The organism is Acinetobacter sp. neg1 (assembly GCF_000788125.1).
Lineage (GTDB): Bacteria > Pseudomonadota > Gammaproteobacteria > Pseudomonadales > Moraxellaceae > Acinetobacter > Acinetobacter vivianii.
In genome coordinates this window covers 88,622-114,787 of the sequence record NZ_JSZD01000016.1, presented here as the reverse complement: position 1 = coordinate 114,787, position 26,166 = coordinate 88,622, and the positions used below count along the sequence as shown (strand labels likewise).

Here is a 26,166-nt window from a genome sequence, read left to right as displayed (position 1 = left end):
ATGCCTAAAGTATCTTAACTAAACTCTTGTGGATCAACATCAATGGAAAGTCTGAGTTGATGCTGTCGAGGTAAATGTACCACTTGTTGCCACCATTGACGCAAATAAAAGTGCAGTTTTGCCCGATCAGTAGACAAAATCACCATATGCGCACGATAACGGCCTGCTTTACGCTCCATAGGGGCAGGGATTGGGCCCCAAATATCAACCAGATCGCCAGCCATTGTTCTAAGTTGCTGGGCAATATCCGCTAGAAATTGTTGGCTATAGTCACGGTCTTTAGATTCAACCCGAACCAGTACGGCATAACGATAAGGCGGTAGCAGGGCGATTTTGCGATCAGCCAGCATTTGTTTGGCGACGGTACGATAATCATGCTCAATCAGTGTGGTCAGCATTGGATGGTCAGGGCGTAAGCTTTGTAAATACACACTACCTTTATGCTCGCCACGTCCAGCACGTCCAGCCACTTGCACAATCAATTGAGCTGTTCGTTCAGGCGCGCGCGGATCAACGCTGAGCAGACCTGCATCAATATCCAGAATCGCAACAAGTGTCACATGCGGGAAGTGATGACCTTTAGCCAGCATTTGCGTACCCAGTAAAATACTCGGCTTGTTTTGCTGAATCCGATCATAAATTTTCTGCCAGCTACCGACGCGGCTGGTACTGTCACGGTCAACCCGTATCACTTCATTGTGCGGGAAGAGTTCTTGTAAATGTTCCTCAAGCTTCGCCGTTCCTGCGCCAATCGTTTTCAAACTCTGTTTTTTGCATTCAGGACAATGATCTGGCAAACGATTGATAGTACCGCAATGATGACAATGCAAATAATGGTAAGGCTGTGAATGCAGCGTGAAGTGTGCATCACAATGCGGACAGTTGGCTTGCCAGCCGCAGCTTTCACACATCAGGATGGGTGCATAGCCACGTCGGTTTAAAAAGATCAGGACTTGTTCTTTGCGCTCTAAAGTATGTTTAATTTGCTGAATCAAGGTCTGGCTGAGACCATGCTGCTTTTTCGCAATCTTTAAATCCACCACATGCATTTTCGGTAACACTGCTACGCCTGCACGCTGATTCAGTTCAAGGAGCTGTAATTTTCCTGACTCAACCAGATGATAACTGTCGATGCTGGGGGTGGCTGAGCCGAGAATCACAGGACAGTTTTGCAAATGTCCTCGATATAAGGCGACATCACGGGTATGGTAACGGAAACCTTCTTGCTGCTTATAAGAGAGGTCATGTTCTTCATCTAAAATGATCAGGCCCAGATTTGGCAATGGGGTATAAATCGCAGAACGTGTACCAATAATGATCGAGGCTTTGCCCGTTTGCGCATGTTGCCATGCTTGTAAACGTTTCGAGTCATTTAGACCTGAATGGAGCAAGGCAATATCACAATGAAAGCGTGATTTAAAACGTGAAACGGTTTGTGGGGTCAGGCCAATTTCTGGCACCAGCACCAGTACCTGCTTGCCTTGTTTTAATACCTCATGCATCACTTGCAGATAAACTTCTGTTTTTCCGCTTCCCGTCAAACCGTCGAGTAAAAAGGCCTGATAATGATGTTGTGCCTTGAGAATCTGTTGAATGGCTTTTTTCTGATCTTCATTCGGTGTTAACGGAACTTGCGCCAATTGCACTGGTGTCGGAGTAAAATCATGCGGTTCCAGACAGCATTCGACCAGACCTTTCTTTTCCAGTGCTTTCAGGGTCGAAGTCTCGACGCCACTAAGATTCAAGACATTTTCAGTGGTGCCATGCGGATGTAGCTTTAGCACCTGATAGGCTTCATATTGTTTTTGTGAACGTTTTAATAAAGAGGCAGGGTCATCGTGTGGCGTAATTTTCCATAGATGGAACAGGATATCTAAGGCACGACCTTGTCTGAGTAACGCCGGTAAGGCACTTTGCATGACCTCACCAATCGGAAATTGATAATATTGGGCTGACCATGTCAACAAAGTTAAAACTTGTTGGTCTAAAATCGCTTCCTGATCGAGTAATTCCGTGATGGCTTTAAGTTTGAACTGACCTGTAAATACTTCGTCTGGGTCAACTTTTTCAGTGATGAGACCCACCAGATTTTGCCGCCCAAATGAAATGGCAACACGCGCACCGACTTGTGCCTGAGCATATTGCTCTGCACTGACCGTATAATCAAAGGTGTCATACAGATATACAGGTATGGCAACGCGAATACGGTAAACAATAGCGCTAGAATTTTGGGTCGGCATATAGGCTTCATTCATGTAAAGTGTATGTTGATATTTTCAGCCTTTTAAGTTGTATGATCGCTTAAAACAACTTAAATAAGGCATGACGGCATCTCATAGAATTATGCTAAAGTGCTGTGCGTTATGTCGATGAATTTCTTGTGGAACCACGTTCCTCAGGCCATACACGGATGCACTTAACAACGACTATTTTGGGACAATTAGAACAGAACCATGCCTGCTTATCAATTTACTGCTATCGATGCCTCAGGAAAGCAACATAAAGGTGTGCTGGAAGGGGATTCCGCACGCCAGATTCGCCAACAGTTACGCGATAAAGCATGGACACCAATTGCGGTCGATGCGGTTGAACAAAAAGATAAACAACAACAGCGTTCATGGTTTAAAAAAAGCTTTAGCGCTTATGATTTAGCATTGATGACGCGTCAACTCTCAGTGTTGGTCGCGGCAGGGATTCCATTGGAAGAAGCGCTCCGTGCGGTCAGTAAACAAAGTGAAAAAGCGCATGTCCGAAATTTATTGATTGCAGTACGTTCCAAAGTACTGGAAGGGCACTCACTGGCAAAAAGTATGCAACAGTCAGGACGCTTTCCCGAACTATATATTGCAACGGTTGCTGCGGGTGAGCGTTCAGGTCATCTTGATCTGATTCTGGATCAGTTATCGGACTACACAGAAAACCGTTTTGCCATGCAGAAGAAAGTTCAGGGTGCGATGATTTACCCGATTGTACTGATGCTGATGTCTTTCGGTATTGTGATGGGCTTGATGACTTATGTGGTGCCAGAAATCGTCAAAACCTTTGAACAAAGTAAAGAAGCTTTGCCGTGGATCACGGTTGCTTTAATGAAAGCCAGCGCCTTTATTCGGCATACCTGGATTGGCATGCTTATTCTTGCCTTTATTGCCATCATTCTATTTACCCGATTTTTAAGAACCAATGCAGGGCATTATGCATTTGACCGATTAACGCTCAGATTGCCACTATTCGGTAAACTTTCGCGTGGTATAAATGCGGCACGTTTTGCCAGTACCTTATCTATTTTGACCCGCTCGGGTGTGCCTTTGGTGGAAGCCTTACGTATTGGTGCCGAAGTCAGTAATAACTGGGTAATTCGGGATGCGATTGAAGTGGCGATGGAGCGTGTAACAGAAGGTGGTAATTTGGCAACACAACTAGAACGCTGCGGTTATTTCCCTCCGATGATGGTACAAATGATCCGAAGTGGTGAAGCCTCTGGTGAACTGGATCGTATGCTGGATCGGGCATCGACCATGCAGGATCGTGAGGTGACCACCTTTATTTCAACTTTACTGGCCTTGCTTGAACCCTTGATGCTGATTTTTATGGCAGCAATTGTATTGGTGATTGTGATTGCGGTAATGTTGCCAATTATTAATATGAACAATATGATCTGATGAGTGACATGAAAGAGATGAATATGAAGAATCAAAAAATATATGTGAAGCAATCTGGCTTCACGTTAATAGAAGTGATGGTTGTTATTGTAATTTTAGGTGTTTTGGCTGCACTGATCGTTCCAAACGTGATGGGTCGTGGTGAAAAAGCCAAAGTGGATACCACCAGTATTACCTTAAAAGGTGTTGCGGGTGCTTTGGATCAATATAAGCTGGACAATGGTCGTTACCCATCGATGCAAGATGGTGGTTTAGATGCATTGGTCAACCAGCCAGCAACAGCGAAAAACTGGTTACCTGGTGGTTATGTGAAAGGTGGCTATCCAAAAGACAGTTGGGAAAATGATTTACAGTATGTCATTCCAGGTCGTGAAGGCCGTCCATTTGATTTATATTCGTTTGGTGCGGATGGTAAAGAAGGCGGCGAAGGCAATGATGCCGATATTTATTATCAGCCTTAATCATTGAATAAAAATATCACTTCACTTTTGAATTATTAAATCTAGAGTGAAGTGATAATGTTTCTTAATTCGAAATTAATTAATAAATCATTGAAAAATAAAGATAGAATAAAATATTGAATATGTGAGAGTTATAATAAGAATTATTCCCATATTTAATAGTTACAAGAAAAAGAAATTATGCAGAAAAATAGACTTTTTCTTTAGATCAAAGCTTTGCATAATAAATTCAGACCATTGAAACCAACTGTGAGAAATCAGATGAAAGCATTTTTTATGTTAGATGAACTGAATCAGTTTCATTGGGCAATGCTTAAATCTGTATTGCTCATTTTAACTTTATTACCTATTAGTGAAGGTGCTTTAACATTATGGCAAGCCACTGAGGGAAGTAGTCAGATTATGATTGGTTTCTTTGCATTAAGCATGTTAAGTGCTTGGTTTGTCTTGTGCTTTTTAAGTGCCTTGAAAACCACGGTCTGGCATCATGTTGACCTGATTTCTAAATATGAGCAGTTTTTATTTAAGGCTTATCGTTATATTCCGATGTTATTTTTATCTAGTCTGGTTGCCTATTTAAGCGTGCAATTATCGATAAGCTTTTAAATGATTAAAATATTGAACGTCAAAACGTAGATATGAAATCTACGTTTTTTATTGCCTGAATTTAGCCAGCGCGAACAAACAAAAAGGTAATTTTGCGTACGATTGGCAAGACCAAAAGTAAAACAGGGAAGGCAATTAACCACGAAATTCCCCATGCGGATAGCCAGATGTGAGTAGAAAACTGTTCTAATCCCATGCTACGTAAAGTACTAATACACGACACGATAAAGGTCATGATGATAGATAGGAACAAAGGTAAAACTACGGTGGCGTAACGATTTGGAATCTTTTGAAAACGAAAAGAAGACCCTTTGAAATTTTGCATTTTTTTCTCCGTAAACCAACAAACGCCAGTGCCTGATCAAATATGAAATATCTTGATCAAATAGCTCCAAACGTTGTTGGAGATATGTTGGCACGTTGATTGACGTAAACGTTTACGGCTTTATAAAGAGCAAAATTAATTTAACATGAAGGATCAGAATAGGGAATGAAAAATGAGCATCTTTATTTAAAAATAGAGATCCTCTATATTCCATATGACTTTAAAAAATCGAAGAGAATAAGTAAATGCAACAAATTGAATGGAATGATTTTACCAAAGTGGAGTTGCGTGTCGGTCGGATTGTACAGGCTGAAGTATTTAAAGAAGCGCGAAAACCAGCCTATATCTTGCAAGTTGATTTTGGTGAAGAATTAGGAATCCGAAAATCCAGTGCCCAAATTACCAAACTTTATCAGCCTGAAAACTTGATTGGAAAACTGGTGGTTGCCGTAGTGAACTTCCCGAAGAAACAGATTGGCCCGATTCAATCTGAATGTCTGGTCACAGGATTTCATAATGCGGAAGGAGAGGTGGCACTTTGCGTCCCAGAGTTTGATGTTCCTCTGGGCACAAAGTTGTTGTGATTTATCGACGTGATTTAAACGAAATATCGACTTTACGTGGACGGTAAATCCAGCCAACGATCAATAATAGAAGTGAGAAAATCAGGATCGGATAATCGCTTAAGCGGTTATACAAGGTTTGCCCTTGCATGGCAGGCAGTTCACCACGAAGCACGGCTTCTTGATCAATGGGTGCCTGTTTCACAATATGACCGTTCTGATCGATAAATGCTGTCACACCAGTATTGGTCGCGCGAATAAACCAACGGCCATTTTCTTTGGCACGCATTTGTACCATTTGCAAATGTTGCCAAGGCCCAGCAGTGCCTGTAAACCATGCATCATTTGAAACTGTGATCAAAAAGTCGCTATTCGATGCATTACGGCGGGTCAGGTTTGGATAAGCCACTTCATAGCAAATTGCAGCTGCCAGCGCATGCCCTTTAACCATTAATGGCTTTTGGTTTGATTCACCACGAGAAAAACCACTCATGCTGACATCATTCTGCATCGCAGGCAGTACCCATTTCAGCATGCCCGATAATGGAATATATTCACCAAACGGCACCAGACGTTGCTTTTTATACAAGCCATGTGAGTCGCTGCCTGAAGCCATAATACTGTTGTAATATAGTGGCTCACCGACTTGCTGCGACTTCGCCATATCCCAATACGGAATACCGGTCACCCATGCACTGTCTGTTTTTTGGGCTTGCGCATCCATCGCCTCCAGAAACTCTGGAATATCGGTCTGGAACATTGGAATCGAGGATTCTGGCCAGACAATCAGATCACGTCCCCATTCAGCACGAGTCAGCGTGGCATAAATTTCTAAGGTCTTAATCTGGTATTCAGTTAACCATTTCAGATCTTGAGGAATATTTCCCTGAACCAAAGACACACTCAGTGGTTTGGCTGCTTTCGGTTGTACAAACTGAATAAATCCAGCGCCCCATGCACCTAACACTAGAACTGCGGAAGGCACCGCCCAAAACCAGCGACGATTTAAAATCTCGACCAGCGCACAGGCCAATACGATGACAACGAAAGAAACAGCATAAACACCAAATAGAGGTGCATAACCATCTAATAGGCGTTCAGTGAAGGCATAACCTGCGAATAACCACGGAAAACCAGTGAATACCCAGGTTTTTGCCCACTCAAACAGCACCCACAGGGGTGCAAAAGTAAGCGGCGTCTCGGGGAAAAAGCGACGATACAGCCAAGTCTGAAATGCCGTAAACAAGCCCATTGCTGCTGCCATAAAGGCAATCATCAACACGCTTAAAAAGGCATTGGTATCGCCGTAGGTATGGATGGATGTATAGAGCCAGAATGCCCCGACAAACCATAAACCAAAGCCATAGGCCCAGCCAAGCGCAAAGGCCTGACGTGGGCTACGCTGGCGCAATACGGCATAGAGTAATGCAGGCGACAAAATCGCAAGCCACCAGAAATAGTACGGGGCGAGCGCCAAACTAAAGATTGCACCCGAAATGAGTGCAATCAAAAGTGGAAAAATAAAAGGGAGCTGTTTTTGTGGTTGAGACGAATTTAACAGCTTCTCAAAATAGGTTCTCATTGACGGACAGCTCGAATCAGATGAATAGTGCGTGCATCTGCTTCAATAATGGTAAATTGCCAATCGCCAAGCTCAATGGTTTGACCTTGTAAATCGCTCACTAAACCAATCTCTTGCAGCAGTAAACCGCCCATAGTTTCAACTTCATCGTCAGAAAAATCTGCATTTAAAATAGTGTTGAAATGTTCGATTGGTGTAAGTGCCTGCACAATCCACGTATTTGCTGTGGTCGGGTCATTATCTGGAACGATATATAAGGCTTCTTCATCCGCAATATCATGTTCATCTTCAATTTCGCCGACAATCTCTTCAAGAATATCTTCAAGGGTGACGAGACCAGAGGTTGAACCATATTCATCAATCACGATGGCAATATGCGTTTGCGTATTTTTCAGCATACGCAACACCTGATCTGAACGTGCACTTTCAGGCACAAACACAGGCTGGCGCATCAATGAACGAATATCAACTTTGACATTACGCTCAGTTAAAAAAGGTAATAGGTCTTTCGCTAATAAGATGCCCACCACATTATCGCTTTGATCCGCTGAAAATACAGGGAAGCGCGAATGTGCAGAATCGATCAGGACATGCAGAATATCAAGTAATTGATCGTCTTCCTGCAAACTGATGATCGCTGTACGCGGTGTCATGACTTCTCGAATCTTTGTTGCTGGCAGGTCAAGAACACCCTCAAGCATAGCAACAGTATCTGGCTCTAAAAAGCGACGTGAGTCTTGAACTAACTTGAGTAATTCATCGCGGGTTTCAGGTGCGGTACCTAACCATTTTCTTAAGCCACGCATACCCCACGACGGACTGGATTCCTCGACCATGATCTTTCCTAAAGACTCTCTATATCAATTAGATGATTTTCATCATACCGAAGATAAAGCGGATATGCATCAACAATACTATGTAAAAAACGTACAGTTTTCCAAAACAGGCCAGATGATTTTTATATGAGCAGTTTATGCTAAAATGTGAAAATTCGAATATTTGAGTTTTATGATGTCTGAACAACCAAAACTTCCCGCTGTTCAAATCAATACGCGAGGTTTACGTTGCCCTGAACCTGTGATGATGTTGCACCAAGCCATTCGCAAAGCCAAGTCAGGTGAGATTGTTGAAGTATTGGCAACAGACCCTTCAACATCATGGGATATTCCAAAATTCTGTATGCATCTTGGACATGAGCTGTTGCTCAAAGAAGAAAATCAGGATAAAAACAGCAATACTGAATACCGCTATCTTGTGCAGAAAGGTTAACTTTTAAAGTGCATAGCGCATAAAAAATCCGAGTCTAAACTCGGATTTTTTATTTTGAATTACATATTCGGATATGAGAAGCGACTAAAGCTTCGCAAGGTGAGACCCAATAAGACAACGTCTTATCAGGTCGCAAGGAATTACATATTTGGATAGTTCGGACCACCGCCGCCTTCAGGCGTTACCCAAGTGATGTTCTGTGATGGGTCTTTAATATCACAGGTCTTACAGTGTACGCAGTTTGCTGCGTTGATTTGGAAGCGTTTAGAGCCATCATCATTTTCCATGATTTCATAAACACCAGCAGGGCAGTAGCGTTGCGCTGGCTCATCCCATTTTGGTAAGTTCACATCTACAGGAATAGATGGATCGGTCAGTTTTAAATGCGCTGGCTGATTTTCTTCATGTACGGTATTTGATACGAATACAGAAGATAAACGGTCAAAGGTCAACTTGCCATCTGGTTTTGGATAGTTTGGTTTAAACGTTGACGCATCTACAGTTTTAAGGGCAGCAAAGTCTTGTTTAAGATCATGCAACGTGAATGGCACTTTAAGGATGTTTTGATCGATAAAGTTAAACGCGCCACCAATCCACTGACCAAACTTGTGCATTGCAGGGCCAAAGTTGCGTGAGTTATATAACTCTTCTTTTAACCAAGAGTTGTTATATTTGTCAGTATAAGCAGTTAATTCTTTGTCGAAATGATCGTCGCCTTCAAGCACACGTGCAATCGCAAGATCCCCACCTTTTGCAACACCCGCAGCAATCGCTTCGAATACTGCCTCACCACACAACATACCTGATTTCATTGCAGTGTGTGAGCCTTTGATTTTTGAGAAGTTCAAGAAACCAGCATCATCACCAATCAAGCAACCGCCTGGGAAAGTGAGTTTAGGTAAAGCATTAAAGCCACCTTTCACAACAGCACGTGCGCCGTAAGAAATACGTTTACCGCCTTCAAGGAATTGCTTGATGGTTGGGTGGGTTTTCCAGCGTTGCATTTCCATGAATGGATACATGTGCGGATTTTCATACGATAAATCCACGATCATACCCAAAGTCACCTGATTGTTTTCAGCGTGGTATAACCACCAGCCACCAGATGAACCTGTTTCAGACAACGGCCAGCCAGCACCATGCATGACTAAGCCTGGCTTATGTTTAGCAGGATCGATTTCCCAAAGTTCTTTAATCCCGATACCGTAGTGCTGTGGATCAGCATCTTTATCAAGATTGTATTTTGCAATCAAGCGCTTACCGAGGTGACCACGGCAGCCTTCAGCGAACAATGTATATTTAGCATGAAGTTCATAACCAGGCGTGAAGTTATGCGTTGGCTCACCATTTTTGCCAATGCCCATATCACCGGTTTGGATACCTTTTACCGTACCATCTTCATGGTAAAGCACTTCAGATGCAGCAAAGCCCGGGAAAATTGAAACTTCCAGCTCTTCTGCTTTCTGGCCTAACCAGCGCACGACATTACCAAGAGAAATGACATAGTTCCCTTCGTTGTGCATTGATTTTGGTACCATCCAATACGGCATTTTTTGCGCTTTGGTATCAGACAATAAGAAATAAGTTTCGTCGCCTGTGACAGGGACATTCAGTGGTGCGCCTTCTTCTTTCCAGTTTGGAAATAATTCATTCATGGCACGTGGTTCAAGTACAGCACCTGAAAGGATATGCGCACCTACTTCGGAGCCTTTTTCAACAACACATACAGAAAGGTCAGGTAGGTTGTTTTCAATCGCTAATTGACGAATTTTAATCGCAGCAGATAAACCCGCAGGTCCTGCGCCTACGATCACTACGTCAAACTCCATCGCTTCACGTTCGATGTGTTCCATGTAGGACTCCTCATATTTTTAAGGGTGGCAACCGTAATATTGCGATTCGGCGCTGCCATGAGTGTTCTTAATTGCCAAACACAAATGATAGTATGTGCTTGCAAACGTTTGGGATAGTATAGTTTTAAACCTTGATCTCGCCAATTGGCTGAGCGGTCATATTTTCTCGTCAGCAAGGCATAAACTATGATAAATGAAAATGATTCTCCACAAAACTCTTTAGAAAATCAGGGAAAAATCATGTTTTCTGATGATAAAAACTTAATGAACATTGCACAATACTTAAATGATGTACAGCAAAGTCACAAAAGGTCAATTCCGCCTTTAGACCAGTGGCATCCAAAGCATTGTGGCAAAATGGATCTACGCATAAAAGCCAATGGAGAATGGTGGCACGAAGGTCAATTGATCAAACGTCAGGCTCTTCTGGATCTGTTCAGTAAGGTCTTGTGGAAAGAGGACGGCAAATTCTACCTCAAAACGCCTGTGGAACAGATTGAAATCGAAGTTGAAGATGAACCATTGTTGATCAATCAGGCGGATCAGGTGCAAATCGAAGACAAAACCTATCTGCAACTCACCACCATCAATCAGGATGTAATTATTGTAGATGAAGCGCATCCTATTTTTATGCGTGAATATGAAGGTGAGTTACGTCCTTATGTGCATGTCCGTTTTGGTATGAATGCCTTGATCCAGCGTCAGAGTTTTTATCATCTCGTCAACTACGGAACTTTGTCCGAAAATGCGCAAGGTGACACGGTTTTAACGCTAAAAAGTGGTGATTTGGTCTTGCTTTTGAGCACCTGAGGTTTAAGCTTAAAAGAGTAAATAAACCAGTGTCCATGTGTAATATGACAGCCGTTCAATCCATGCCTCTTTTACTTGATCCAATGCCACACGCATCTGCTGATGCACCCATTGGTGTTTTTGACTCAGGCATTGGCGGCTTATCGGTTGCACAAGAAATTGCACGACATTTACCAAATGAACGTATTCTTTACTATGCAGATACGGCGCATGTGCCATATGGTGCGCGTTCAGATCAGGAAATCCGTCAACTGACTGCACAGGCAATCGAATGGCTTTATCGTCAGGGCTGTAAAATTGCGGTGGTGGCGTGTAATACGGCTTCTGCTTTTAGTCTGGATTACTTACGCGATCATTATGGAGAACGTTTTCCAATCGTTGGTCTTGTACCTGCATTAAAGCCTGCCGTCATTCAAACTCAATCCAAAGTTGTGGCGGTGCTGGCGACGCCTGCAACCTTCCGTGGACAGCTGATTAAAGATGTGATGGCAAACTTTGCACAGCCTGCTGGTGTCAAAGTGTTGACGGTGACGAGTCTGGAGCTGGTGCCATTTGTTGAGGCTGGGCAGCAGATGAGCCCAGCGTGTCTCGACGTACTACAACAGATTTTACAACCTGTGGTCGAGCAGGGCGCTGACTTTCTGGTCTTGGGGTGTACCCATTATCCTTTCCTGAAAGATGCGATTCGTCAGATTTTTTCTGAAAAATTAAAATTAATTGATTCTGGACAAGCAGTTGCGCGACAAACTGCCTATCTTTTAATTAAAAATGGGTTATTATGTGACAAATTGCGTCATAACATTACCCGTATTCAATGTTATGTCAGTGGTAACAATGCGGTCGAACTAGAACCCGTTCTTCAGCACCTTATACCAGAACAATTAACATGGAAGATTCAAAATCTGGCCGAGATTGAGATAGGAAATCACTAAATCGAGCCATATTTATATATTTATTGGGGTTAATTGTTAATAAAAAATCAAGATAAATACTTGATATTATTGATCAATGAATTGGGGCCTAGCCTATGCAAGATACTCGTTATCAAGTCTTTATTTCTACCTCTGGCAATGAGATGCAACCAGAGCGAGCGGTTCTCGCACAAACATTAGTTGGCATGGGATTTCTGTCATGGGGGCTGGAACAGCGCACCCCGCTCAGTACGTCGATTGCTCGCCGTCAAATTGATGATTGTGATTATGTGGTGATTTTGCTGGGTAGCCAATATGGCGAACAATCCGTTTCAGGTGTCGGCTATATGCATCTGGAATATATTTATGCCATGACCAAACAAAAGCCTGTGATTGTATTTATGCATGAAGACCCAGAGTCTCGTGATGCCAAATTACATGATCACAAGCCAGAACTTAAAGAAAAATTCAAAGAATTTAGAAAACAGCTACAACACGAAGTGGATCAGGTCTTTTGTTATCGTACTTTGAGAGATCTGGAATTGGCTGTACGTTCAAGTATGCCGCAGATGCTAGAGCGTTACCCTGTGGTGGGGTGGGTGCGTCCACAAAATACGCAGGTATTGCGTGATGAAATTGATGCATTACGTGCCAAAGTGAAACAGTTGGAAACCGAACTGGGCAATCGTGAAGCCGATCCGCTGACCAATGTACCTAAAGTTTCGATGCATGAACTCTATTCATTTGAATATCGAATGCATGCCTATCAGGATGGCAATTTCAAGGAAGTTAAGCCACATCGCAAGATGACATGGGCGCAATTACTGAATGTTCTCGGTTCAGCCTTTGTGATCCCGACACCAGAAGAATATTTTTCCAAGCGAATTAACGAATATCTCAATGAGACAGGTTTGGACGATGCTCGCAAGGAAATGCCAAGGGCGCATGCTGTATCTCGTGCCCAAGTGAATATTCGTGCTTTGCATGAGATCAAATTACAAATGCGTCAAAATGAATGGATTGTGCCCACTGGACGTGATGACCGTCAACGTATGTTGTGGCAGCTCACCGCAAAAGGACAGAAACTACTGGAAAGTAATATGCTGGATAGCAATCGGGTTTTTCAATTTAAGACCATGCATTAATCCAATTTAGCAAACAGGGCTAAAACTGCTAAAGTAATTGTATGAACCCAATGAAAAGCGGATGCGGTCTATGTTAGCGACACAAAAACCAAAAGTGACTGTGATTCTGGCCAATTTAGGTACGCCAGATGAAGCAACTGTGCCAGCAGTACGACGTTTCCTGAAACAGTTTTTATCTGATACCCGTGTGATTGAGATTCCCAAATTATTATGGTGGATCATCCTGCACTTATTTGTTTTGACCTTCCGTCCGAAACGGGTGGCTGAAGCTTATGCTTCGGTCTGGTCGAATGACTCACCGATGCGTGAAATTGTGCTGGAACAAACACTGCTGATTAAACAACGCCTACAAGAAGAAAATCATCAGTTTGATCTGACGGTTGTACCGGCCATGACTTATGGTCAACCAAGTATCCATGATGTACTGGCGCAACTGGCAAAAGATCCACAAGAACATGTAATTTTGCTGCCATTGTTCCCGCAGTATTCAGCGACCTCGACAGCGCCATTATATGATGCGTTTGCCAAATGGATTCCACAGCAACGTCATTTACCTGGTCTGACCATTATTAAGGACTATCATCAGCATCCATTATTTATTCAGGCGTTGGCAGATAGCGTATTGCATTATCAGGGACAACATGGCAAAGCTGAAAAACTGTTGATGTCATTTCATGGTATTCCTCAACCCTATGCCGATAAAGGCGACCCCTATGCAGACCGTTGCCGAACCACAGCACGTCTGGTGGCAGAAGCTTTACATCTCAAAGAGGATGAATGGGCGATCAGCTTCCAGTCACGTTTTGGTAAGCAGGAATGGGTAAAGCCTTATACGGATCAGTTGTTACAGCAATGGGGTGAACAAAAGGTTACATCGGTACAGGTGATTAGTCCTGCCTTTTCAGCCGATTGTTTGGAAACGCTGGAAGAGTTGGCGATGCAGAATAAAGAGATTTTCCAGCATGCAGGTGGCGGAGACTATGTCTATATTCCAGCCTTGAATGCGGATCAGGCCCATATAGATTTGCTTGCTGGTCTGGTTCAGGCTAATCTTGATGCACTCACTCATACCTTAGCCCATCGTTAAATCGACGCTTTATTTCGCCAGAGGTTGCTATGCTCCAAGTCAAAATTGTCCCTGTTACTGCATTTGCCCAAAACTGCTCGATCTTATGGGACAGTGAAAGCAAAGATGCGATTTTGATTGATGCGGGCGGTGATGCTGCGGTGCTGAAAAAAGAAGTGGAAGCTTTGGGTCTAAAAGTGAAAGCACTGTGGTTGACGCACGGGCATCTCGATCATGCAGGTGCAGTCGGTGAACTTGCTGAAACATGGCAGATCCCCGTGATTGGCCCGCATAAGGAAGATCAGTTCTGGCTGGACATGATTCAGGAAGTCTCGGCGCGTTATGGCTTTCCAATTCCCCAGTCTGTCAAAGTGGACCAATGGTTAGAAGGTGGTGAAGTTTTAAAGCTGGGTGACGATGAGTTTGAAGTGCGTTTTGCCCCAGGCCATACCCCAGGTCATGTGATGTTCTATAACGCCAAACATGGTTTGTTGTGGACAGGTGACGTGTTGTTTAAAGGCTCGATTGGTCGTACAGATTTTCCAAAAGGTAATCACCAGCAGTTGCTTGATTCGATTCAGCGCGAATGCTTTAGCTTGCCTGATGATACCCAGTTTATTTCAGGTCATGGCCCGATGAGTACCATTGGTTATGAAAAGCAATTTAATCCTTTTGTGGCAAGCAAAGCAGGCTAACTGCACCTTTTAACTTGTGTATAGCAGCGTGTTATACACAAGCCAGTTTGTTGCAGGTTAAATGGTTTCCAGCCATTTTTGATTGGCCAGATTCAAATCAAAGTTCAAACTATTACAAATGCTTTGCAAGTCGAAAGAGGCTTTATCTTCTGGAATCTGAATCAGAATGGGCAGGCGGGTAATGCCATTTTCTCCTGTCGGAAAAGCATAATGGCGTTCTTTATGGTTAATTGAAATCAGTGATTCAAATTCTAAATACACGATCAGAGATGGAAAACGTCGCTGAATCCGCATAATTTCCTGATGTGCATCTTTTTTAATTTGTGCTGTTTTAAGTTTTAGCTTGAGAATATTGTCTTTTATTTTCTGAGGTTTATTCATAAGCTTGCTCAGAAACGAAGCACTTTGTTTGAGCTGACGTTGATTCTCTTTTAATTCCGAAAAAGCATCTTTATATTCCTGTAGAGAGGCTAAGCTAATGTCTTTGAGAATATTGGTTGGCTCTAGCGCTTCAGCATGATGTTTTTTCCATTCCTCATAAGAAAACACCGTGAACACATCCGAATGCCGTTTCTGTAGCAAGGTGGCATAAGATTTGAGTCGGGCAATAAACAGATTAACTTGCTTATTAAAGATCAAAGAAGGCTGTGACTGGAACTCGATAAAATGGCTAATCAGGTCATCTAGCGTTTGTTTGACACTTAAATAGAGATAATTACATTCATCCCGATGATGAACTGAATGCTTCAGCGCTTCGGCAACAGGTTCAAGAATATTGCTATTGAGTTTCTGTTCAAAATCAATCAGCCGTTGTTCTACCAGTTTTTCCATAAATACCCCATTGGGTTGCAGTGGCTCTCGTAGGAAAGGCACTAGGGTTTTGCTGGTATACAGTTCAATATTGCGCACAATATCTGAAACATACTGGTTAACAGGCTTATCAATCGTAATGATTCGGCTGATTTGCCACTCGAATTGTTCGTGATGGTGGATGTCGTCGATTTTATCTAAATGCAGAATGGCTGAATTCACATAAATATTGTCACAGCCTTCAAATTTTTCTTCTTGTAAGAAACGTCGAATTGAAAAGGTATTGACCATTCCTTCCTTGCTCGGCGCCAAAGCAAAAATATATTTGGAGGTTTTCACGATATCAAGTTGTCTGGATTTTTGTTGTTTATACAGAAAATATTTCAGAATATGAGGTTTTTCTGCTCTGAGTTGATGCGAACGCAAAAGGTTAAAAGAATATTTTAATAACTGTTGTTTGAGAAAAACCTCGGTCATAAAGGTTTTAATGATGTCGGTATTAATATGTCGCTGATTATCAGGCAGGATGATCTTTTCTTTTGCCAGAATAATTTGCGCTGCTGCATAGATAAATTCTTTTAGAATCAGTTTCTTTTGTTCTTGTAGATCAAAGTCGTCTTCGGTTTCAATGGCATGAATCTGGTTCAGGATATTTTCCAGATAATCTGAAATTTCATAAGCATGCTGATAGCTTTTTAACTTTTCTAGGGACGCTGCAATTTTTTTCACTAACACTTTGATTGGAGCGATATAAATTTTCTCAATCAGAATATCAAAGTCATGTTTGGCCAAATAGGAAAAGCTGTTGTCCTTTCGGTTCCAGTGAATTTTTTTGAGTTGCAGCACCTGCTGGGAAATTTTTTCGCAATGTTCAGGTGTATGTTCTGAAAAAAGTGTGATCAGTGCCGTTTGCCAATCAGCATCCAGATTGGGATCAATTTGTGTCGCTAAAAGCTTGAGCTGATAAGGAATATCGTTATTCATTTTTACATCCTGGTAAATTTAAATCTTTTTATTGAACAAGCTGATGCCACATAAATCGGTGCGAAACTGGATCAGAACAATGTATAAGTTGTAATGTGTAGTTTGGTCTTGTTATTCAATCCTACAGTTGTCACTAGATTTGCATAAGGTCATGAAAAAGTAAATTACTGTGATGTAAATCACATATTTAAAATGTGTAAATTTTTATTAAGAATAGCGTTGTCGGCAGACAATTTTTAAGCAGAAAGACTGAATTTGAGTGTGACTTACCGAAATTTAGCCAAAACTCACAATTATCGAACAATATCTTGGGCAGGGTAGGTCTACAAAGCGATTATTTTTATTTAGAATCAGGTGTGAAACGCTTTATTCATGTTGAACTAATTGCTTAATTTCACCTGATGAAAACCAATTGGAGACGATTTCATGCAATGGACTAAACCTGCTTTTACTGATGTACGTATTGGTTTTGAAGTGACCATGTACTTCGAAGTACGTTAATCATTCCGATTCAAATTCAAGATAAGCCCTAGTTATGCCTAGGGCTTATCTTTTTCTAACAAGAAATTAAATCTATGTATATTCATGTTCTAGGTTCGGCTGCTGGCGGGGGCTTTCCGCAGTGGAATTGTAATTGCCCAAATTGTCATGGCGTGCGTACGGGTACGATTCAGGCCAAGGCACGCACACAATCCTCAATCGCGATTTCTGAAAATGGCATCGATTGGGTGCTGCTCAATGCTTCGCCAGATATCCGTCAGCAATTATTTGATTTTAAGGCAGCTCAGCCTGCCCGTAAGTTGCGTGATACCGGTATTCGTGATGTGATCCTGATGGACAGCCAGCTGGATCACACCACTGGACTGCTGACTTTACGTGAAGGCTGTCCAATCAAGGTCTGGTGTACCGATATGGTCTATCAGGATCTGACCACAGGTTTCCCTGTATTTAATATGTTGAAGCACTGGAATGGCGGTCTGCAATATCAGCAAATCGATCCTAAACAGGCATTTAAGATTGCGGGTTTTGAAGATCTGGAGTTTATGCCACTGATTATTCAAAGTGCTGCACCGCCGTATTCACCACATCGTCACGATCCGCATGAGGGCGATAATATTGCATTGATCATTCGGGATCATAAAACACAAAAACAGTTGTTCTATGCACCGGGTCTTGGAAAAATTGATGAGCAGATCATGCAGATCATGCGTGATTCAGATTGTGTCATGATTGATGGTACGCTCTGGACGGATGATGAAATGCAAAACACGGGTGTTGGCAGCAAAACCGGACGTGAGATGGGGCATTTGTATATTAGTGGCGAGGGTGGTTCATTGTCTTATCTGAATCAGCTCAGCCGCCCTAAAAAAGTGTTGATCCATATCAATAATACCAATCCGATTTTAGATGAAAACTCGGCTCAATGTGTTGAACTTAAAGCCCACGGTGTTGAAGTCGCCTTTGATGGCATGCAGATTGAACTTTGAGGTAAATGATGATGCCAAGCGCTGATGTATTAAGTGTCGAACAGTTTAAGCAGGCCATTCTGGATAAAGGGCAGTATTACCATATTTATCATCCTTTTCATGTGATGATGTACGAGGGTAAAGCCACCCAGCAGCAAATACAGGCTTGGGTTGCCAATCGTTATTATTATCAAATCAATATTCCACTGAAAGATGCCGCGATCATGGCCAATTGCCCAGATCAGCGTGTGCGTCAGGAATGGATTCAGCGGATGATTGATCAGGATGGCGAATATCCTGATGGGGGTGGACGCGAAGCATGGTTACGTTTGGCCGAAGCCGTTGGCCTGACCCGTGAGCAGGTGATTTCAGAAGAATTGGTGTTACCCGGCGTGCGTTTTGCCGTGGATGCTTATGTCAATTTTGCTCGCCGTGCCACATGGCGTGAAGCAGCCAGCAGCTCATTGACCGAATTATTTGCGCCACAAATTCACCAATCCCGTCTTGATTCATGGCCGCAGCATTATCCGTGGATTAATGATCAGGGGTATGACTATTTCCGTTCGCGTTTAAGTCAGGCTCGTCGCGATGTGGAGCATGGTTTGAATATTACACTGGACTCATTTACCACCTATGAACAGCAGCAGCGTATGCTGGAAATTCTGCAATTCAAGCTGGACATTCTTTGGAGTATTCTGGATGCGCTGACCTTGGCCTATGTGCATGAGCAAGCGCCGTATCATACCGTGACCACACAACCTGTCTGGCATAAGGGGTTATTTCGTGACTAATGCAGAATTTGATTTAAACCTGATTCCGACTTGGCGACAAGGTTACCGCTTTCAGTTTGAGCCTGCACAAAATGCTTTTGTGATCTTATATCCAGAAGGCATGATCAAGCTGAATGACAGTGCTGGAGCGATTGGACAGCATATTAATGGACAGCAGAATGTTGCTGCCATTGTGGCCTTGTTGAAACAGCAGTTTGGTAACATTGCAGAAATCGAGCAGGATGTGGTCGACTATATGCGCGTTGCGCAGCAACAATACTGGATTGATTTGCGATGACCGAAGGCGTTGGTTTACCGCTCTGGCTTTTGGCAGAGTTGACCTATCGTTGTCCTTTACAATGTCCTTACTGTTCGAATCCTCTGGATTATGCCCAGCATAAAAATGAACTGAGCACGCAAGAATGGTGTGATGTTTTTGATCAGGCACGGCAGATGGGCGCGGTGCAACTGGGCTTTTCTGGCGGTGAACCGCTGGTTCGGCAAGATCTGGAACAACTGGTTGCGCATGCGCATCAGCAAGGTTTTTATACAAACTTAATCACCTCGGGAATGGGTCTGAATGAGCAGCGTATTGCTCAACTCAAACAGGCTGGACTGGATCATATCCAGATCAGTTTTCAGGCCAGTGATCCTGTGGTGAATGATGCTTTGGCTGGTTCAAAACATGCCTTTGAACAGAAATATGAAATGTGCCGTCTGGTCAAGCAATATGACTATCCGATGGTGCTGAATTTCGTGATTCATCGACATAATATCGACCAGATTGAACAGATTATTGAGCTGTGTCTGGAGCTGAATGCCGATACAGTTGAACTGGCAATCTGTCAGTTTTATGGTTGGGCTTTTTTAAACCGACAGGGTTTATTGCCTACGCAAGAACAGTTGACGCGTGCCGAACAGGTAACCAATGTCTATCGAGAAAAACTTCGCCAGCAGAATCATCCCTGTAAGTTGATCTTTGTAGTTCCTGATTATTATGAGGAACGACCAAAAGCCTGTATGAATGGCTGGGGTAAAATCTTCTTTACGGTGACGCCTGATGGCACGGCATTGCCATGTCATGCAGCACGTCAGCTACCGATTGCGTTTCCGAATGTTCGTGAACAATCTTTATCAGATATCTGGTACACATCCACTGGTTTTAACCATTTCCGTGGCGATGCATGGATGCCAGAAAGTTGCCGTAGTTGCCCAGACAAACAGCGCGACTTTGGCGGCTGCCGTTGTCAGGCCTATATGCTCACAGGTGATGCTGCCAATGCCGATCCTGTGTGTGGTAAATCTAGCGATCATTATCTGATTGAACAAGCACGCCGTGACAGTGAACAGCCCTCATCTCTTGCGCAACTGGTATTTCGAAATAGCAAGAATTCAAAACAATTGGCACGTCAGCAAAAAATTCCTGTGCAAAGCATTACGGGTGAATCCTCCTCATGACGCATGGCCTGAATCACGACAAAGTTGCAGTTTTCGATGGTCATAATGATCTGCTGACACGATTATGGCTCAGCGATCAAGCGGACCCCGTACAGGCTTTTATACATGAACATTTGCCAGGACAACTGGATTTAAAGCGCTGTCAGCAGGCGGGATTTGTAGGCGGCATGTTTGCGATTTTTCTACCGCCATTTACCTATGTGAAACAACATCATCCTGATAAGCTCGTGGATAAAAATGCCGAAGATTTCACTCAACAGCAGATTGAGCAGATCTGTCTGGCGCAACTCGAGCTGGCACAGCAGATGGTGCAAGCTTCCGAGCAGATTCAACTGTGTACATCGGTGCAACAGATTCAAGACTGTCGTACTCAAGGTCAACTGGCTGTGGTGCTACACATGGAAGGGGCGGAAGCTTTACAGGACAACCCTGATTTGCTCGATGTTTTTTATCAGGCCGGGTTGCGGAGTATCGGCCCCTTATGGAACAGGGTGAGCCAGTTTGGACATGGTTTAAATGCCCGTTTTCCTCATTCACCCGACACAGGTGCAGGCCTGACCATAGCGGGTAAAGCCTTGTTAAGACGCTGTGCTGAAAAGAAAATAGTGGTGGACGTATCGCATATGAATGAACGTGCATTTTGGGACACGGTCGATATTTTGCAGCAACCGATTGTCGCCACCCATTCCAATGCACACGCTTTATGTCCCCAAGCACGTAATCTCACTGATCCACAACTCAAGGCAATTGCTGAGAGTGGAGGCATGGTCGGGGTCAATTTTGATGTGGCCTTTTTACGCGCTGATGGGCAGCGGAATGCGGACACGCCACTTGAACTGATTTTGGATCATCTGGAATATATGATGGATCGTCTTGGAGAAGACCATATTGGCTTCGGCTCAGATTTTGATGGCGCGCTGATCAGTACAGAACTGCAAGACGTTACGGGCTTAGCGCAACTGATTGCTGCGATGCAACAGCGCCATTACTCAAAAGAATTGATTGAGAAAATCTGCTGGGGCAACTGGCTCAATGTGTTGAACCGAATCTGGACTTAGCACATGAGTAGAAGATGATTAATCCTCATAATCATCTTCGTGGCGTTTCATCTCTGCTTGTGGTGTATCTTGCGTTGGTAGTTTGTATTCATCACTGGCCCAGGCACCGAGATCAATCATCTTACAACGTTCTGAGCAAAATGGACGAAACGCATTACCTTCCCAAGTGCTGGTTTCACCACAACGCGGGCAGGGAAATGTACGTGGCATAGAAAATTCCTAAAACAAAAACTAAATAGATTAGGCAAAAGTAAGGTGACTTGTTAGACTTATGCCGATTTCTAGATAGTTTGATGAGATTATGTCGATTCGTCAATTTCAAGCACAACGTATGCAAGCCCCTCGCGATTTTAAGGCCATTTCTAACACCCCGATTTGTGTGGAAATTGGTGCTGGAAAAGGCAAACATGCCTTGTTATTTACGGGACAAAACCCGCAAACCACGTTGTATGCAATTGAGCGAACCAAAGAAAAATTTTTGGCGATGCAAAAACAGCATCAGCTGGAAGCTCGGGAATATTTAAATCCTGTTCATGCCGATGCTTTGCCTTGGGTCGTGCATGCCTTGTTTCCGGCACAAGTACAACAATTTTTTATTCTTTATCCAAATCCAGAACCACATAATCCAGCGCAGCGCTGGCTCAATATGCCATTTTTCGAATTCCTGCTTTCTCGCCTTCAGCCAGATGGAACCATTACCTTAGCCAGTAATATTCCAGAATATATTGATGAAGCAGAGCAACAACTGATTGAAGTATGGAAATTACCTTATGAAAAACAAAAAATTGCAGCGGATTCAGCTCGAACGCATTTTGAAATCAAATATTTGGAACGTGGCGAACTTTGCCAGCAATTGATCATTCGCAAGCCAGAAGGTTACGCAACCCGTTTTGATGATTTTGCACCGTTGCAAGGTCAAAATACCCAAGAGAACCGCGATGCCTAAGCGTGTTGCCATTATTGGGGCAGGCCCAGCCGGTTTGATGGCTGCTGAGGTGCTGAGTCAATATGATTATGAAATTGACGTGTTTGAGCAGAAACCGTCGGCTGCACGTAAGTTTTTAATGGCAGGTAAAACAGGTTTAAACATTTCCCATGCTGAGCCTGTTGAGACTTTTATCCAGCGTTATGACCAGACACAATGGTTGGGACCTTGGGTCAAGCAATGGGATGCACAATGGATTCAGAACTGGATGCAAGGTCTGGGGATTGCATCCTATATCGGCAGTTCGGGACGTGTCTTTCCCGTAGAAATGAAAGCAGCGCCGTTACTCCGTGCATGGTTAAAGCGTTTGATGAATGCTGGCGTAAAATTTCATTATCGCCATCGTTGTGTAGATTTATCCAATAATCAACTCACTCTGGAAAATCAGACGCAACGTTTTAGTGCCAGTTATGATGCGATTGTACTGGCCTGTGGCGCGGTGTCATGGTCGCAATTGGGCAGTGATGGTGCGTGGCAACAATGGCTCTCAAAAAATGAAATCGCGCCTTTTCAGGCCAGCAATGCTGGTGTTTTGAAAACATGGTCGCCGTTTATGCAAGAATGTTTCGGTCAGCCTTTAAAACGCGTCAATGCATGGGTATGGCCTGAACAGCAAACGCATGGCGATATCATCATTACCCGTTATGGTTTTGAGAGTGGTGTGATTTATAAATTGGGTCGTGATCTCAGAGCACAGCTTGCCCAACAGCAAGCTCTACAATTCCAGCTAGACCTACTGCCAGATGTCAGCGTTGAGCAATTAGAAAAGAAATTACAGGCGAATAAAAAACAGTCTTTAACCAATCTTTGGCGTAAAGCAGGATTGGACAATGTCAAAATTAATCTGCTGCGGGAAATCGTCGAAAAAAGCTTATGGTCAGATGCCAAGCAAATGGCACAGCAGATCAAACAGCTTCGTATTCCTTTGGCAGGCTTTCGCCCGATTGAAGAAGCTATTAGTTGTGCGGGTGGGGTGAAGCAAGAGGTGTTATCTCCACAACTTCAATTACACTCGAACCCTTATGTATTTTGCTGTGGTGAAATGCTCGATTGGGATGCACCAACGGGTGGCTATTTGCTGACAGCTTGCTTCGCAACTGGGCGAGCCGCTGGAGAGGGTGTACATGATCGATTAGAGTGTGCCCCGACAAGATAATGTTTTTAAAAGCGTTATTTAAAATTTCTGTATTTTTCATGTTCTAAATCACCTTATTCTTAGCTATTGGCGAGTTTTTTGCAGTGTTGATATTTATCTTTTTATTGATGAATGTTCAATGTTGCAAAAGTTCAAGTCCAGCCTATTTGCTCAAGTTGTTTTTGCATTAATTCTCGGTATTGTTATTGGGGTTAGCTTTCACGATTTTTCTTTAGCTTTAAAACCATTCGGGGATGGCTTTATTGCGCTGATCAAGATGTTGATTGCGCCTATTGTTTTCTGTGTGGTCGTTCTGGGAATCTATGGCGCAAATGACATTAAAAAAATGGGAAAGGTTGGTGCAAAAACAATTTTATATTTTGAAGTGGTCACCAGTATTGCACTGATCTTGGGGATTGTGGTTGCCTATGTATTCAAACCAGGTGTCGGGATGAATATTGATATCACCAAGCTAGATGGTAAAGATTTAAATATTTATACCGAACGTGCACATAGCATCAGTTCGGGATCAGATTTTTTACTCCATATTATTCCTAAAACATTTATAGATGCGTTTGCCCGTGGTGATATTTTACAGGTTCTGTTGATTGCGATTTTATTTGGTGTCGCCTTACTACTGATCCCAAAACATTTAGCAGAACTGGTTTGCAAGGCAATTGAAGCATTTTCTGAAGTGTTTTTTAAAATGATGGCTTTGATTATCCGTCTGGCTCCAATCGGGGTGTTCGGTTCGGTTGCGTACACCACTGCAAAATTTGGAGTGGATTCGCTGATCCAGCTTGGTTATTTAGTCTTGTTATTTTATGTGACGTGTACTCTATTCGTGCTGATTGTTTTAGGTGGAATCCTGAAAGTTGCAGGTTTAAATATATTCAAATTTCTCAATTATTTTAAAGCTGAGCTTTCCATCGTATTGGGAACAGCATCTTCTGATTCTGTATTGCCACAGATCATGAAAAAGTTGAAAAATTTAGGCATTCAGGATTCGACGGTCGGCTTGGTAATTCCTACGGGTTATTCTTTTAATCTGGATGGATTTTCTATTTACTTAACCCTCGGAGTCATCTTTATTGCACAAGCCTGCAATATTGATTTATCCATGCATGATCTACTCGCAATTCTACTGGTTTCTTTAGTGACTTCAAAAGGTGCGCACGGTATTCCTGGTTCAGCTTTAGTTATTTTGGCGGCGACTTTATCTGTCATTCCAAGTCTTCCGACCATTGGTTTGGTTTTATTGTTGTCAGTGGATTGGTTCATTGGAATTGTACGTGCTTGCACAAACTTGATCGGCAATTGTGTGGCGACGGTTGCAATTGCGCATTGGGAAAAGGATATCGATCTTGCCCATGCTCAAAAAGTATTAGACCAAAAAGTCTGAATAAATAGGATTTGTAATTTGCATGGTGACAAGATCTAGCCTATATTTTTAGTGGAAAAATCATCCAAGGAATGACCAATGTCTCAAGCTTCACCCGTGTATCGTGGCAGTTGTTTATGTAATGGAATTCATTATGAGATTCATGGTGAAATCGGCGAGATCGTACAATGCCATTGCCAGCGTTGCCGCAAAGCTAATGGTACGGCCTATGCCACCAATGCACCCGTAAGCAGTACAGCATTTAAAATTGTACAAGGTGAAGCGCTAGTTAAAAAGTTTGCTGCATCTGGTGTATATCGCTGGTTCTGTGGTGAATGTGGTTCTCCACTGGTCAGTTCACGGGATGCACAGCCTGAGCTTTATCGTTTAAGAATTGGAACTCTGGATACACCATTACAGCAAAAGCCAAGCATGCATATCTTCGCTGCTTCCAAAGCAGAGTGGGATTGTATTGCGGATGATTTACCTCAATATGCTGAACGTCCTTAAATCGGATGTATCTTTACAATGATTTTTGAGACCTCAGCGTTAGAAGCAAATGATATCTATCGTTTATTGGTCGGTGGAATTTCGCCTCGACCGATTGCCTGGATTAGTACTCTCTCCAAAGAGGGTGTCGCCAATATTGCACCTTATTCCTTTTTTAACGTTGCCAGCTGTAATCCTCCTATTTTATGGTATTCACAGGTCAACCCCAGAAATGGGCAAGACAAAGATACCATTCGCAATCTGATGGATACACGAGAGTGCGTGGTGCATATCGTGAATTCACAATTGCTGGAAAAGATGAATTTATCCTGTGCTTTATTGCCTCCAGCGCAAAGCGAATTTGAGTTTGCCGAGATTGAGTCTGAGCCAAGCCATTCGGTGGACGCGTTATCTGTCAAACATGCACCGATTCGTTATGAATGTAAGTTAAGAGAGGTTCTGCAACTGAGTACGCTTCCATCGGGTGGTACGGTGGCTTTGCTGGATGTGAAATCAATCTATGTCGATGATCGACTTTGGGATGGACAGATGATCGACCAGCAACAACTGGATAGTGTTGGCAAAATGGGTGGCGATTTTTATAGTTTAACCACCGATCTACGAAAACTTGCCCGACCAATCGTGTCATCCACAACAGATGAGCATAAAAAAGGAGGTTAACTAC

The 26,166-nt window shown here is 43.0% G+C and carries 28 protein-coding genes; 21 read left to right on the top strand and 7 right to left on the bottom strand.

The window, feature by feature from the left end:
* Positions 1–14 precede the first annotated feature (14 nt).
* Positions 15–2,240, bottom strand: a complete 2,226-nt coding sequence (locus PJ15_RS12710; RefSeq protein ID WP_227504697.1) for a primosomal protein N' — start codon at positions 2,238–2,240, stop codon at positions 15–17.
* 213 nt (positions 2,241–2,453) lie between these two features.
* On the opposite strand from PJ15_RS12710, the gene gspF reads away from it, so the two are divergent.
* The 3 genes from gspF (at position 2,454) to PJ15_RS12695 (ending at position 4,726) form a co-directional block, all read left to right on the top strand.
* Complete coding sequence (gene gspF, locus PJ15_RS12705; RefSeq protein WP_047431372.1) at positions 2,454–3,659, top strand: type II secretion system inner membrane protein GspF; 1,206 nt, start codon at positions 2,454–2,456, stop codon at positions 3,657–3,659.
* Positions 3,660–3,682: 23 nt separating this feature from the next.
* Entirely contained in the window at positions 3,683–4,120 is a 438-nt protein-coding gene (gene gspG, locus PJ15_RS12700) for a type II secretion system major pseudopilin GspG (protein WP_032810915.1), read from the top strand.
* A gap of 261 nt (positions 4,121–4,381) precedes the next feature.
* Positions 4,382–4,726, top strand: coding sequence for a hypothetical protein (locus tag PJ15_RS12695; RefSeq protein WP_047431369.1), 345 nt, complete (start codon positions 4,382–4,384; stop codon positions 4,724–4,726).
* 61 nt (positions 4,727–4,787) lie between these two features.
* Here the strand turns inward: PJ15_RS12695 and PJ15_RS18430 are convergent, their stop codons facing one another.
* Positions 4,788–5,051, bottom strand: coding sequence for a DUF2798 domain-containing protein (locus PJ15_RS18430; protein ID WP_081402771.1), 264 nt, complete (start codon positions 5,049–5,051; stop codon positions 4,788–4,790).
* Between the two features lie 245 nt (positions 5,052–5,296).
* Between PJ15_RS18430 and PJ15_RS12690 the strand changes: the two genes are divergently transcribed.
* Complete coding sequence (locus tag PJ15_RS12690; protein ID WP_004774166.1) at positions 5,297–5,635, top strand: tRNA-binding protein; 339 nt, start codon at positions 5,297–5,299, stop codon at positions 5,633–5,635.
* A 1-nt stretch (position 5,636) separates the two neighbouring features.
* Here the strand turns inward: PJ15_RS12690 and lnt are convergent, their stop codons facing one another.
* Entirely contained in the window at positions 5,637–7,196 is a 1,560-nt protein-coding gene (gene lnt, locus PJ15_RS12685; protein WP_047431366.1) for an apolipoprotein N-acyltransferase, read from the bottom strand.
* Complete coding sequence (locus PJ15_RS12680; RefSeq protein ID WP_004774169.1) at positions 7,193–8,032, bottom strand: HlyC/CorC family transporter; 840 nt, start codon at positions 8,030–8,032, stop codon at positions 7,193–7,195. The genes lnt and PJ15_RS12680 overlap by 4 nt, the downstream gene beginning before the upstream one ends.
* Before the next feature lie 175 nt (positions 8,033–8,207).
* Between PJ15_RS12680 and tusA the strand changes: the two genes are divergently transcribed.
* Entirely contained in the window at positions 8,208–8,465 is a 258-nt protein-coding gene (gene tusA, locus PJ15_RS12675; RefSeq protein WP_047431363.1) for a sulfurtransferase TusA, read from the top strand.
* Between the two features lie 140 nt (positions 8,466–8,605).
* On the opposite strand, the gene PJ15_RS12670 is transcribed toward tusA, so the two are convergent.
* On the bottom strand, positions 8,606–10,318 hold the full coding sequence (locus PJ15_RS12670; protein WP_004774172.1) for an electron transfer flavoprotein-ubiquinone oxidoreductase: 1,713 nt from the start codon (positions 10,316–10,318) through the stop codon (positions 8,606–8,608).
* A 186-nt stretch (positions 10,319–10,504) separates the two neighbouring features.
* Here PJ15_RS12670 and PJ15_RS12665 point away from each other — a divergent pair, with 186 nt between their 5' ends.
* The 5 genes from PJ15_RS12665 (at position 10,505) to PJ15_RS12645 (ending at position 14,945) form a co-directional block, all read left to right on the top strand.
* A complete protein-coding gene (locus tag PJ15_RS12665; protein WP_047431361.1) occupies positions 10,505–11,128 on the top strand; it encodes a DUF1285 domain-containing protein in 624 nt (207 codons plus the stop codon).
* A 44-nt stretch (positions 11,129–11,172) separates the two neighbouring features.
* A complete protein-coding gene (gene murI, locus PJ15_RS12660; RefSeq protein ID WP_047431357.1) occupies positions 11,173–12,060 on the top strand; it encodes a glutamate racemase in 888 nt (295 codons plus the stop codon).
* A 95-nt stretch (positions 12,061–12,155) separates the two neighbouring features.
* On the top strand, positions 12,156–13,184 hold the full coding sequence (locus PJ15_RS12655) for a DUF4062 domain-containing protein (protein ID WP_004774177.1): 1,029 nt from the start codon (positions 12,156–12,158) through the stop codon (positions 13,182–13,184).
* A gap of 70 nt (positions 13,185–13,254) precedes the next feature.
* Positions 13,255–14,271 carry a ferrochelatase gene (gene hemH, locus PJ15_RS12650; protein ID WP_047431354.1) on the top strand — a complete coding sequence of 339 codons (1,017 nt, stop codon included), beginning with the start codon at positions 13,255–13,257 and terminating at the stop codon, positions 14,269–14,271.
* Between the two features lie 29 nt (positions 14,272–14,300).
* Entirely contained in the window at positions 14,301–14,945 is a 645-nt protein-coding gene (locus PJ15_RS12645) for an MBL fold metallo-hydrolase (protein WP_047431350.1), read from the top strand.
* Between the two features lie 57 nt (positions 14,946–15,002).
* Here the strand turns inward: PJ15_RS12645 and PJ15_RS12640 are convergent, their stop codons facing one another.
* Positions 15,003–16,739 (bottom strand): hypothetical protein, encoded by a 1,737-nt coding sequence (locus PJ15_RS12640; protein ID WP_047431348.1) that lies wholly within the window; start codon positions 16,737–16,739, stop codon positions 15,003–15,005.
* A 426-nt stretch (positions 16,740–17,165) separates the two neighbouring features.
* On the opposite strand from PJ15_RS12640, the gene pqqA reads away from it, so the two are divergent.
* The 6 genes from pqqA to PJ15_RS12615 all read left to right on the top strand — a co-directional run bounded on the left by pqqA (position 17,166) and on the right by PJ15_RS12615 (position 21,491).
* Complete coding sequence (pqqA, locus tag PJ15_RS18425; protein ID WP_009514286.1) at positions 17,166–17,240, top strand: pyrroloquinoline quinone precursor peptide PqqA; 75 nt, start codon at positions 17,166–17,168, stop codon at positions 17,238–17,240.
* A 74-nt stretch (positions 17,241–17,314) separates the two neighbouring features.
* Positions 17,315–18,226, top strand: coding sequence for a pyrroloquinoline quinone biosynthesis protein PqqB (pqqB, locus tag PJ15_RS12635; protein WP_047431345.1), 912 nt, complete (start codon positions 17,315–17,317; stop codon positions 18,224–18,226).
* An 11-nt stretch (positions 18,227–18,237) separates the two neighbouring features.
* Positions 18,238–18,996: a pyrroloquinoline-quinone synthase PqqC gene (gene pqqC, locus PJ15_RS12630; protein ID WP_155757675.1), complete on the top strand. Its 759-nt coding sequence runs from the start codon at positions 18,238–18,240 to the stop codon at positions 18,994–18,996.
* A complete protein-coding gene (gene pqqD, locus PJ15_RS12625) occupies positions 18,989–19,273 on the top strand; it encodes a pyrroloquinoline quinone biosynthesis peptide chaperone PqqD (RefSeq protein ID WP_047431342.1) in 285 nt (94 codons plus the stop codon). The genes pqqC and pqqD overlap by 8 nt, the downstream gene beginning before the upstream one ends.
* Positions 19,270–20,433 (top strand): pyrroloquinoline quinone biosynthesis protein PqqE, encoded by a 1,164-nt coding sequence (pqqE, locus tag PJ15_RS12620; protein WP_047431339.1) that lies wholly within the window; start codon positions 19,270–19,272, stop codon positions 20,431–20,433. Before pqqD ends, pqqE begins: the two co-directional genes overlap by 4 nt.
* Entirely contained in the window at positions 20,430–21,491 is a 1,062-nt protein-coding gene (locus tag PJ15_RS12615; protein ID WP_047431336.1) for a dipeptidase, read from the top strand. The genes pqqE and PJ15_RS12615 overlap by 4 nt, the downstream gene beginning before the upstream one ends.
* 18 nt (positions 21,492–21,509) lie before the next feature.
* Here the strand turns inward: PJ15_RS12615 and PJ15_RS12610 are convergent, their stop codons facing one another.
* A complete protein-coding gene (locus PJ15_RS12610; RefSeq protein WP_004774191.1) occupies positions 21,510–21,701 on the bottom strand; it encodes a DNA gyrase inhibitor YacG in 192 nt (63 codons plus the stop codon).
* Positions 21,702–21,792: 91 nt separating this feature from the next.
* Here PJ15_RS12610 and PJ15_RS12605 point away from each other — a divergent pair, with 91 nt between their 5' ends.
* The 5 genes from PJ15_RS12605 to PJ15_RS12585 all read left to right on the top strand — a co-directional run bounded on the left by PJ15_RS12605 (position 21,793) and on the right by PJ15_RS12585 (position 26,162).
* Positions 21,793–22,437: an SAM-dependent methyltransferase gene (locus PJ15_RS12605; RefSeq protein ID WP_047431333.1), complete on the top strand. Its 645-nt coding sequence runs from the start codon at positions 21,793–21,795 to the stop codon at positions 22,435–22,437.
* Positions 22,430–23,632 carry a TIGR03862 family flavoprotein gene (locus tag PJ15_RS12600; RefSeq protein WP_047431330.1) on the top strand — a complete coding sequence of 401 codons (1,203 nt, stop codon included), beginning with the start codon at positions 22,430–22,432 and terminating at the stop codon, positions 23,630–23,632. Before PJ15_RS12605 ends, PJ15_RS12600 begins: the two co-directional genes overlap by 8 nt.
* Before the next feature lie 118 nt (positions 23,633–23,750).
* On the top strand, positions 23,751–25,013 hold the full coding sequence (dctA, locus tag PJ15_RS12595; protein WP_047431327.1) for a C4-dicarboxylate transporter DctA: 1,263 nt from the start codon (positions 23,751–23,753) through the stop codon (positions 25,011–25,013).
* A gap of 78 nt (positions 25,014–25,091) precedes the next feature.
* Positions 25,092–25,502, top strand: a complete 411-nt coding sequence (locus PJ15_RS12590) for a GFA family protein (RefSeq protein ID WP_047431324.1) — start codon at positions 25,092–25,094, stop codon at positions 25,500–25,502.
* 18 nt (positions 25,503–25,520) lie between these two features.
* On the top strand, positions 25,521–26,162 hold the full coding sequence (locus PJ15_RS12585) for a flavin reductase family protein (protein WP_047431321.1): 642 nt from the start codon (positions 25,521–25,523) through the stop codon (positions 26,160–26,162).
* Positions 26,163–26,166 lie beyond the last annotated feature (4 nt).

What these genes read in the sequence shown, in the direction of transcription:
- PJ15_RS12610 (WP_004774191.1), bottom strand. Translation starts at nt 21,701, where the DNA reads ATGCCACGTACATTTCCCTGCCCGCGTTGTGGTGAAACCAGCACTTGG.
- tusA (WP_047431363.1), top strand. Translation starts at nt 8,208, where the DNA reads ATGTCTGAACAACCAAAACTTCCCGCTGTTCAAATCAATACGCGAGGT.
- PJ15_RS12670 (WP_004774172.1), bottom strand. Translation starts at nt 10,318, where the DNA reads ATGGAACACATCGAACGTGAAGCGATGGAGTTTGACGTAGTGATCGTA.
- pqqE (WP_047431339.1), top strand. Translation starts at nt 19,270, where the DNA reads ATGACCGAAGGCGTTGGTTTACCGCTCTGGCTTTTGGCAGAGTTGACC.
- PJ15_RS18430 (WP_081402771.1), bottom strand. Translation starts at nt 5,051, where the DNA reads ATGCAAAATTTCAAAGGGTCTTCTTTTCGTTTTCAAAAGATTCCAAAT.
- PJ15_RS12600 (WP_047431330.1), top strand. Translation starts at nt 22,430, where the DNA reads ATGCCTAAGCGTGTTGCCATTATTGGGGCAGGCCCAGCCGGTTTGATG.
- PJ15_RS12585 (WP_047431321.1), top strand. Translation starts at nt 25,521, where the DNA reads ATGATTTTTGAGACCTCAGCGTTAGAAGCAAATGATATCTATCGTTTA.
- lnt (WP_047431366.1), bottom strand. Translation starts at nt 7,196, where the DNA reads ATGAGAACCTATTTTGAGAAGCTGTTAAATTCGTCTCAACCACAAAAA.
- hemH (WP_047431354.1), top strand. Translation starts at nt 13,255, where the DNA reads ATGTTAGCGACACAAAAACCAAAAGTGACTGTGATTCTGGCCAATTTA.
- PJ15_RS12655 (WP_004774177.1), top strand. Translation starts at nt 12,156, where the DNA reads ATGCAAGATACTCGTTATCAAGTCTTTATTTCTACCTCTGGCAATGAG.
- murI (WP_047431357.1), top strand. Translation starts at nt 11,173, where the DNA reads ATGACAGCCGTTCAATCCATGCCTCTTTTACTTGATCCAATGCCACAC.
- dctA (WP_047431327.1), top strand. Translation starts at nt 23,751, where the DNA reads ATGTTGCAAAAGTTCAAGTCCAGCCTATTTGCTCAAGTTGTTTTTGCA.
- PJ15_RS12590 (WP_047431324.1), top strand. Translation starts at nt 25,092, where the DNA reads ATGTCTCAAGCTTCACCCGTGTATCGTGGCAGTTGTTTATGTAATGGA.
- PJ15_RS12605 (WP_047431333.1), top strand. Translation starts at nt 21,793, where the DNA reads ATGTCGATTCGTCAATTTCAAGCACAACGTATGCAAGCCCCTCGCGAT.
- gspF (WP_047431372.1), top strand. Translation starts at nt 2,454, where the DNA reads ATGCCTGCTTATCAATTTACTGCTATCGATGCCTCAGGAAAGCAACAT.
- PJ15_RS12690 (WP_004774166.1), top strand. Translation starts at nt 5,297, where the DNA reads ATGCAACAAATTGAATGGAATGATTTTACCAAAGTGGAGTTGCGTGTC.
- PJ15_RS12640 (WP_047431348.1), bottom strand. Translation starts at nt 16,739, where the DNA reads ATGAATAACGATATTCCTTATCAGCTCAAGCTTTTAGCGACACAAATT.
- pqqC (WP_155757675.1), top strand. Translation starts at nt 18,238, where the DNA reads ATGCCAAGCGCTGATGTATTAAGTGTCGAACAGTTTAAGCAGGCCATT.
- pqqB (WP_047431345.1), top strand. Translation starts at nt 17,315, where the DNA reads ATGTATATTCATGTTCTAGGTTCGGCTGCTGGCGGGGGCTTTCCGCAG.
- PJ15_RS12665 (WP_047431361.1), top strand. Translation starts at nt 10,505, where the DNA reads ATGATAAATGAAAATGATTCTCCACAAAACTCTTTAGAAAATCAGGGA.
- PJ15_RS12615 (WP_047431336.1), top strand. Translation starts at nt 20,430, where the DNA reads ATGACGCATGGCCTGAATCACGACAAAGTTGCAGTTTTCGATGGTCAT.
- PJ15_RS12710 (WP_227504697.1), bottom strand. Translation starts at nt 2,240, where the DNA reads ATGCCGACCCAAAATTCTAGCGCTATTGTTTACCGTATTCGCGTTGCC.
- PJ15_RS12695 (WP_047431369.1), top strand. Translation starts at nt 4,382, where the DNA reads ATGAAAGCATTTTTTATGTTAGATGAACTGAATCAGTTTCATTGGGCA.
- PJ15_RS12645 (WP_047431350.1), top strand. Translation starts at nt 14,301, where the DNA reads ATGCTCCAAGTCAAAATTGTCCCTGTTACTGCATTTGCCCAAAACTGC.
- PJ15_RS12680 (WP_004774169.1), bottom strand. Translation starts at nt 8,032, where the DNA reads ATGGTCGAGGAATCCAGTCCGTCGTGGGGTATGCGTGGCTTAAGAAAA.
- gspG (WP_032810915.1), top strand. Translation starts at nt 3,683, where the DNA reads ATGAAGAATCAAAAAATATATGTGAAGCAATCTGGCTTCACGTTAATA.